The organism is Pantoea sp. CTOTU49201, from assembly GCF_032054795.1.
In the GTDB taxonomy this organism is placed as follows: Bacteria; Pseudomonadota; Gammaproteobacteria; order Enterobacterales; family Enterobacteriaceae; genus Pantoea; species Pantoea symbiotica.
On sequence record NZ_DAMBSA010000221.1, the window covers coordinates 1 to 7,845 of the forward strand.

Annotated in this window: 7 protein-coding genes; all 7 read right to left on the reverse strand. The window is 56.5% G+C overall.

Annotation, left to right across the window (positions count from 1 at the left end):
• Positions 1–321: YibL family ribosome-associated protein (locus RTY00_RS15325; RefSeq protein WP_312665025.1), on the reverse strand; the 321-nt coding region annotated here is incomplete at its 3' end.
• Between the two features lie 173 nt (positions 322–494).
• The gene (mtlR, locus tag RTY00_RS15330) at positions 495–1,040 is read right to left on the reverse strand and encodes a mannitol operon repressor MtlR (protein ID WP_175501725.1); all 546 of its coding nucleotides are present in this window, start codon (positions 1,038–1,040) and stop codon (positions 495–497) included.
• A gap of 60 nt (positions 1,041–1,100) precedes the next feature.
• Positions 1,101–2,249, reverse strand: a complete 1,149-nt coding sequence (gene mtlD, locus RTY00_RS15335) for a mannitol-1-phosphate 5-dehydrogenase (RefSeq protein ID WP_008104658.1) — start codon at positions 2,247–2,249, stop codon at positions 1,101–1,103.
• A 94-nt stretch (positions 2,250–2,343) separates the two neighbouring features.
• The gene (locus RTY00_RS15340) at positions 2,344–4,278 is read right to left on the reverse strand and encodes a PTS mannitol transporter subunit IICBA (protein WP_008104656.1); all 1,935 of its coding nucleotides are present in this window, start codon (positions 4,276–4,278) and stop codon (positions 2,344–2,346) included.
• A 457-nt stretch (positions 4,279–4,735) separates the two neighbouring features.
• On the reverse strand, positions 4,736–5,449 hold the full coding sequence (locus RTY00_RS15345; protein WP_312665026.1) for a DUF3053 domain-containing protein: 714 nt from the start codon (positions 5,447–5,449) through the stop codon (positions 4,736–4,738).
• 175 nt (positions 5,450–5,624) lie between these two features.
• The gene (locus RTY00_RS15350) at positions 5,625–7,223 is read right to left on the reverse strand and encodes a gamma-glutamyltransferase family protein (RefSeq protein ID WP_312665027.1); all 1,599 of its coding nucleotides are present in this window, start codon (positions 7,221–7,223) and stop codon (positions 5,625–5,627) included.
• 9 nt (positions 7,224–7,232) lie between these two features.
• Positions 7,233–7,845: ABC transporter permease (locus tag RTY00_RS15355; RefSeq protein WP_312665029.1), on the reverse strand; the 613-nt coding region annotated here is incomplete at its 5' end.

Below are 7,845 nucleotides of genomic sequence, written 5' to 3' on the forward strand. Positions count from 1 at the left end.
CATCTCACGTCCGAGCGTGGTCATTGGGTGTACCACCACCAGGCCGCGCACGCTTTTCTTAAATGCGCCCATGTTGGCCTGTTCTTTCTTGGTGATTTCGCGGCTAAAGCCCAGCTTCTGCAGCTGTTGCGCTTCTTTACTCAGCTTCTCGGTGCGCACACTGCGCAGGCGCTCAATTTCCAGCTCCAGCTTCTCTTTTTCACGCAGCAGTTCACCGAGCTTTTCGGCATCGCCAGAGGCTAACAGCGGGGCTTCTTTGCGGTTGAGCGCATCAAGCTGATCGCTCAGCAGTTTAATCTCGGCTTTTTCTTGTTCTTTCATTGGGGGAAAACTCGTTAAGGAAAACAGGCAAAGGATACACAAATCTACGCAGTTTTGCAGCGTGGCGCGTATTCATGCTCGCCTGGTCGCCATGAATGGCGACCCTACAGTTGTTTGCCGAGGTTTTCGTAGGGTGCGTATTCATGCTCGCCTAGTCACCATGAATGGCGACCCTACAATGCCGGCTTTTTAAACACCTGCTTGTGCGAAATGCGTGAAATCAGCTCGGTGAGCGACAGCACCATGGTTGAACGCACCATCTGCAGATAGCGCTGCTGCTGCATGGAGCGCAGTTGCTCGTCGTCGCGGTTGAAATCCGGCTGCGGCGGCCAGGCGACTACGCAGTGCAATTCGCCAAACGGGCCGAGGATCTCATCGTCGGTAAAACGATAATCGCTGATGTCGTGATTCAGCTCCTCACGCAGCGCCAACAGCAGTTCGCAATCTTCGTACTCATGCCGGTTGATCACGCCCAGGCCGTAAATCAGCTTGAGGCGAACCGAGAGTTCGCCCAGCGGGCCATTACCCAGCAGCAGCGGCTCTACTGCGTATTTGACCGCGTAATCATCCTTGCGAAACACTTGCAGCACCAGCAGGTTAACTGCTTCGGTCAGCAGCTCAACGGCGGCGATCAGGAAGCTTCTCACCGAACGACCGGCGTTCAGGCGCTCAAGCACCCGGTTTTCAAAAGCCTGCTTCTCTTCCATCATTGCCTGCATCGTTCAGCTACCGCCAGCGGGCACGCAAGCGCGCCCGAGTTAACCACTAAAGGGCGCGCATTATGCCATAGCGTTGTAAGCGCTCACCACTGAGGTGACCACTTCGCTGTTGGCATCCAGGCCAGAAATTTCCGCCAGCGTGGCTTGCGGGCCTTTTTCCGCCAGCAGCGCAACCAGTTCCTGCGCCTGCGGATCGGCTTCGCTGCGATAGTGCATGGCAGCGGCAATGCCCTGCACCAGATTGGTGTGCGGCAGGTTGTATTCAATGGTGCCCAGCGTTGGCTTGATCAGGCGATCGCCCGCGCTCAGTTTACGCAGCGGCTGACGGCCTACACGCTCAACGTCATCTTTCAGGTACGGGTTTTCGAAGCGGGTGAGGATTTTCTGGATGTAAGCAGCATGCTTATCGGCCTCAAAGCCATAACGCTTGATCAGCACTGCACCGCTTTCCTGCATCGCGCCTTGCACTACCGCACGCACTTTCTCATCAAGAATCGCGTCACGAATAGTAGCGTGACCGGCCAGCTGGCCGAGATACGCGGTGATGGCGTGACCGGTGTTGAGGGTGAACAGCTTGCGCTCAACGAAAGCCATCAGGTTGTCGGTTAATTCCATGCCAGGAATGTTTGGCAATTCACCTTTGAACTGGGTTTTATCAACAATCCACTCGCTGAAGGTTTCCACGGTGACTTCCAGCGGATCGGTGGTGCCGGCTTCGGATGGCGGCACGATGCGATCGACCGCAGAATCAACGAAGCCAACATGCGCTTCAACCCACGCGTGATACTGCTCTGGCAGCGCTTTCAGCACGTGCTGTTTCAGCTGGCTGGTACCGCGCACCATGTTTTCACAGGCGATGATGTTGAGTGGACGGACGTTACCGCTGTCGCTGCGTTTAGCCAGACCTTTGGCGACGCCACCGGCGATGCGCTCCAGAATCTGCGGGCCAACCGCCGTGGTGACGATATCAACCTCCGCAATCAGCGCAACGATGTCATCGCTAGTGCTATTGACGGCGCTGACGCCTGTTACGATTTCGACTTTTGCCTGCTCGCCAACTACATGAACCGGATACTCATGACGGGCGTTAAGGGCATCAAGTACCACCTGATTGACGTCAGCAAACACCAGCTCGATGCCGGCATCCGCCAGTAACTTACCGATAAAACCGCGACCAATGTTACCTGCTCCAAAATGTAACGCTTTCATAAATTTGACCCATATCAAATGACGAAAGGGCGGGCAAGTCCGCCCCGGAAATGTGGGACGGGCTTACCCGCCCCAGGGAAGGTAAAACGTGGTATTACGCTTTGACGGTGTTGCCTGAGAGCAGGTCCAACACGTCCTGCACGCTGGTGGTATTGGCCAGCTTCTCAATCACGCTGTCATCATCCAGCGCGTTGGTCAGGCTGGTAATCACCTGAATGTGCTCGTTATTGCGAGCGGCGATACCAATCACCAAACGCGCCACGTCTTCTGGCTCATCACCAAACTGCACGCCTGCCGGATACTGACAGAACACCACGCCGGTTTTCAGCACGCGGTCTTTCGCTTCTACGGTACCGTGTGGCACAGCAATGGATTCACCGAGGTAAGTTGGCGTCAGCTTTTCACGTTCCAGCATCGCTTCAACATATTCCGGCTGAACGTAACCGCCTTTCACCAGCTGCTCACCCGCAAAGCGAATCGCCTGCTCTTTATGGGTGGCGCTCAGGCCGAGGAACACGTTGTCTGCACCCAGTTTGAACAGGTGCGCGTTGCCTTCGTCGTAGCTGTCAGCCAGCGTGGTCTGCACGGTTTCGCGACGCGCTTCACTGCGGTTAGCGGCAACCAGACGTTCGGTCAGATTGCTGTACAGCGCGCTATCGAGGAAGTTGTTCAGCGAAATGTGCTGCGCCTGCGGTGCCTGACGCATCGCACGTTCGGTCAGATCGCGGTGGGTAATCACCAAATCGACGTCGCCCGGCAGCGAGTTAATCGCCGTGTTGGTGACGGAGATATTGCTCAGACCCGCGTCCTGCACTTTCTTACGCAGCACGCCTGCACCCATCGCACTTGAACCCATACCGGCGTCACAGGCTACGATGATTTTGCGTACGTGGTTCAGGTCAACGCTCATCGCGTCGCCAGCAACCGGTGAACCGGCAACGGCCTGACCTTTCGACTGCGCTTTCATATCCTGCATGCGCTGCGTCGCCGCTTCGATATCGTCATCTTCTTTCACTTTGCTGGTTTTCAGCAGGATTGAAGAGACCACGAAGGAGACCGCAAACGCAGCGATGATGGCCGCAATGTTCGCGAAGTAAGCGCCTTTTGGCGTCATCGCCAGCACGGCCAGGATGGAACCTGGAGAAGCCGGAGAAACCAGGCCGCCGTTCAGCAGCGTCAGGGTGAACACGCCAGTCATACCGCCAAGGATAACTGCCAGCAACAGACGCGGCGCCATTAGCACGTATGGGAAGTAAATTTCGTGGATACCACCCAGGAAGTGAATGATCGCTGCACCGCCTGCAGATTGTTTAGCGCTACCGCGACCAAACATCATGTAGGCAACCAGCACGCCCATACCCGGACCTGGGTTAGCTTCAATCAGGAAGAAGATTGATTTGCCGGCCTCGCTCGCCTGCTGGATACCCAGCGGAGAGAAGATACCGTGGTTGATGGCGTTATTGAGGAACAGGATTTTCGCCGGTTCAACAAAGATCGACGTCAGTGGCAGCAGGTTGTTCTGCACCATCAGATTCACGCCAGCGGCGAGAATGTGTGACAGGCCTTCAACCAGTGGACCGATTGCCAGGAACGCTAACAGCGCCAGCAGCATACCGATGATACCGGCCGAGAAGTTGTTAACCAGCATCTCGAAGCCGCTTTTGATCTTGCCATCAACGGCGCGGTCAAAGGATTTGATCGCCCAGCCGCCCAGCGGACCGGCAATCATCGAGCCGAGGAACATCGGCATATCGGCACCGACGATCACGCCCATGGTGGTGATCGCACCGACCACGCCACCGCGATCGCCGCCAACCAAACGTCCACCGGTGAAACCAATCAGCAGCGGCAGCAGGTAGGTGATCATTGGGCCGACGAGTTTCGCCAGCGTTTCGTTTGGAATCCATCCGGTTGGGATGAACAGCGCAGTGATGATACCCCATGCGATAAACGCACCGATGTTAGGCATCACCATATTACTCAGAAAGCGACCAAAGCTCTGAACCTTGACCTTTACTGATGAGGACATAAACCCACCCCTTATTGAGACGCGCTGCAATAAGAGAGCGCGTTTGTTTTTGTTTGAACGTTACGGCGGGGGCCGTGGCATTACTGTATGCACGCGGACTCTAGCACTAGTTTATTACGCTGCGTAGAGCAGTCCCTAAGTGTGATGCAGATCACGCTAAGTTGGGGTAGTTGGGGTGCAATAAGGTGATACCGATCACAAAAAGGCACTGTAAGAAAGCAACGGCGCCGAAAAATTAAGCAAAACAAGGTGGTGAATGTGACTTAAGTCACCTTTTAAGTTGGGTGCTTTGTTGTGTAAATGTGATCAATGTCACAAACTATTTTTGGTTGAAAATGCGCCAGATCACAATATGCTGCAGCAGAAAAGTGGGCTGTAAGGAAGTGACGAAATTCTGAAAAGAAACGAATGGCTTGTAGGGTCGCCATTGATGGCGACCACTAAAATATAACGGCTGTTATAACCCGCTTTGCACCGCATTTTGCGCTTGCGTCAGCGCTTGTGCATTGCTGGAGAGATTGCTCATCAGCGTGTTGTACTGCGTTGCCTGATCCTGGGTTGGGAACTGCACGCCGCCGTCGTTGAAGGTTACGCGTGTGCCTTGCGATTGCAGATAGTCGCCGGCTTGCACCGCCGCCTGGCTCAGCGCCTGCAGCTGTGGCAGCAGCGGAATCAGAGTGCTGGCTGGCTGCGTTACCACTTTGGTAAACGCGGCATCGTAGACTTTCTTCAGATCATCCGGCTGCTTCAGCGTGGCTTTGCTGCTGTCCGCCTGCATTTTGGCGCTCTGAATCTGCTGGGTCAGCACGCTCAGATTACCGCTGGCCTGGCGCAGACTATCGCGGCGCGTCAGGTAATCCTGCGGTACACGAATCGCTGCTAACTCATCAACCACCGGACGCATACCTTGCTCAATCGCCTGATTGGTCTGCTGCGAGAAACCATACAGGATGGCGTAATCGCTGGCGTAGTTACCGAAGGTCTGCTTCTGGTTTTCACTCAGGCTTGGCAGATGTTCGCCGCTGCGCATCACTGTGTTCTGAAGGAAGTCACTGAACGCTTTACGCTGATCGCCCTCTTTGTCGCCACAGGCCGTAAGTTGCAGCACGACTAAGGCACTGACCATCAGCATGCCGGTACGCATCCAGATGCGGGAAATTCCTGACGCCATGATTAACTCCTGTTATGGCAAATTCGATTCGGTGGGAATGGTCCTAAAGGATAGTGCAATGGCCTGGCGGGTACAACGGGCGGCGTTTGCCTGGTGCGCATAAATGCGCACCCGACAAGGAAATAGCGGAATTCGTAGGGTCACCATTTATGGTGACCTTTTTTAATACAGCAAATCAGAACACCAGCGCCTGCCCATCCTTACGGCTTTCGGTGGCGGCGATGTAGAAGCCTTGCGGATCGCGCACAATCGCCTGCGCACCGCCGAAGTTATAGCCGAGCAGTGGATCTTCCAGCGTAATTTGATGCCCCATCTCGCGCAGCTTTGCCAGCACGTTACGGTCGATGCCCGGCTCAACCACCACCGCACGCCCTTGCTCAACGCGCCAGCGCGGTGCATCAATCGCTGCCTGCGGATTTTGCTTGTGTTGCATGATGCGCAGCGCCATCTGCAAATGTCCTTGCGCCTGCATTGGGCCGCCCATCACGCCAAATGACATCAGCGGCTGACCGTCACCGTCGAGGGCAAACGCCGGAATGATGGTGTGGAACGGACGCTTGCCGCCGGCCACCACATTGGGATGTTGTGGATCGAGTGAGAAACCGCAGCCACGGTTTTGCAGGCTGATGCCGGTGCCCGGCACCACCACGCCAGAACCGAAGCCCATGTAGTTTGACTGTATAAAGGAAACCATCATGCCGCTGGCATCGGCGGTGGAGAGATACACCGTGCCGCTCTGCTGCGGGGAGCCAAAGGTAAAATCCCCGGCCCGATCGGGATTAATCAGCTGCGCGCGCTGTTTCAAATAGTCATCGCTCAGCAGCAATTCCGCCGGGAACTCGAGGTGATCGTAATCGCTGACGTAGCGATCCAGATCGGCCAGCGCCAGCTTCATCGCTTCAATCGACAGATGCAGCCACGGCACCGAATCCGGTTCATAGCGGCCAATATCCCACTGTTCGAGAATGCCCAGCGCAATCAAAGTGGCGATGCCCTGACCGTTCGGCGGCAGCTCCTGCACCGAACCGCCCGCAAACGGGCGCGATAACAATTCCACCCAATCAGCGCGATGATTTTTCAGATCATCAAGGTTGAGCGCTGCACCATGTTGTTCAGCGAAGGCCACTATCTTTTCAGCCAGCTCGCCACGATAGAAGGCTTCACCGCGCGTCTCGGCGATTTTTTGCAGCGTTTCGGCTTGTGCCGGATTGCGGAACAGTTCACCAGCACGCGGCGGGCGACCCTCGGGCGCAAAGCATTCGACAAAACCAGGCTGATCTTTCAGCTTGTTGTAGGCGCGCTGCCATAGATGACCAATCAGCGGTGAAACCGGGAAACCGTCACGCGCGTATTCAATGGCCGGTTGCGCCAGCGTAGTAAGCGGCAGCGTGCCAAAGCGTTCGGCCAGCTCAACCCACGCCGAAACCGCGCCCGGCACGGTGACTGCTTCCCAGCCGATTTCCGGCATGGCATCGCGCCCGGCAAAGCGTTCCGGACTCCACGCCGCAGGCGAGCGGCCCGAGGCATTCAAACCGTGCAGTTGTTTGCCATCCCAGATAATCGCAAAGGCGTCACTGCCAAGGCCGTTGCCGCTGGGCTCCAGCACGGTTAACGCCATTGCACTGGCAATCGCCGCATCCACTGCATTACCGCCCTGTTGCAGCATGCGCATCCCGGCCTGCGCCGCCAGCGGCTGCGAAGTGGCAACCGCGTTGCGTCCCATCATCGGTACGCGGTGTGAGGCATAGCTGACGTTAAAATCCAGTTCACTCATGATCGTTCCTTAGTGTGAGTCATCGCGTGGGTCGAGCGCGTCGCGCAAACCGTCGCCCAGCAGGTTGAAGCCCTGCACGGTGAGAAAAATAGCCAGGCCGGGGAAAATCGACATCCACGGCGCCTGTTCGAGAAAGCCTTTGGCGGTATTCAGCATCGCACCCCATGAAGGCGAGGGCGGTTGCTGGCCGAGGCCAAGGAATGAGAGGCTGGCTTCGGTGATGATCGCCGAAGCAATCGCCAGCGTGGCCTGCACCAGAATTGGCGACAGCACATTGGGCAGCACGTAACGCAGGATGATCCAGCGATCGGGCAAGCCAATCGCTCGCGCACCGTCAATGTACTCTTCGTGCCGAATGGCTATCACCTGTCCGCGCGTCAAGCGGGCGAAAATCGGCATCGCGGATAAACCGATGGCGATCATCGCATTCGACAAGCTCGGGCCGAGAAATGCGCCCAGCGCGATCGCCAGAATCAGAAACGGGCACGCCAGCAGCGCTTCGATAAAGCGCGAAATAATGCCGTCGCACCAGCCTTGCCAGTAACCGGCAATCAGCCCAAGCGGCACGCCAATCAGAATGGCGATCAGCACCGAAATGCAGCCCGCCAGCAGCGAGGTGCGT

Excerpts from the sequence above, each read along its gene's own strand:
- mtlR (WP_175501725.1), bottom strand. The coding sequence starts at position 1,040 with ATGCAGGCAATGATGGAAGAGAAGCAGGCTTTTGAAAACCGGGTGCTT.
- mtlD (WP_008104658.1), bottom strand. The coding sequence starts at position 2,249 with ATGAAAGCGTTACATTTTGGAGCAGGTAACATTGGTCGCGGTTTTATC.
- RTY00_RS15340 (WP_008104656.1), bottom strand. The coding sequence starts at position 4,278 with ATGTCCTCATCAGTAAAGGTCAAGGTTCAGAGCTTTGGTCGCTTTCTG.
- RTY00_RS15345 (WP_312665026.1), bottom strand. The coding sequence starts at position 5,449 with ATGGCGTCAGGAATTTCCCGCATCTGGATGCGTACCGGCATGCTGATG.
- RTY00_RS15350 (WP_312665027.1), bottom strand. The coding sequence starts at position 7,223 with ATGAGTGAACTGGATTTTAACGTCAGCTATGCCTCACACCGCGTACCG.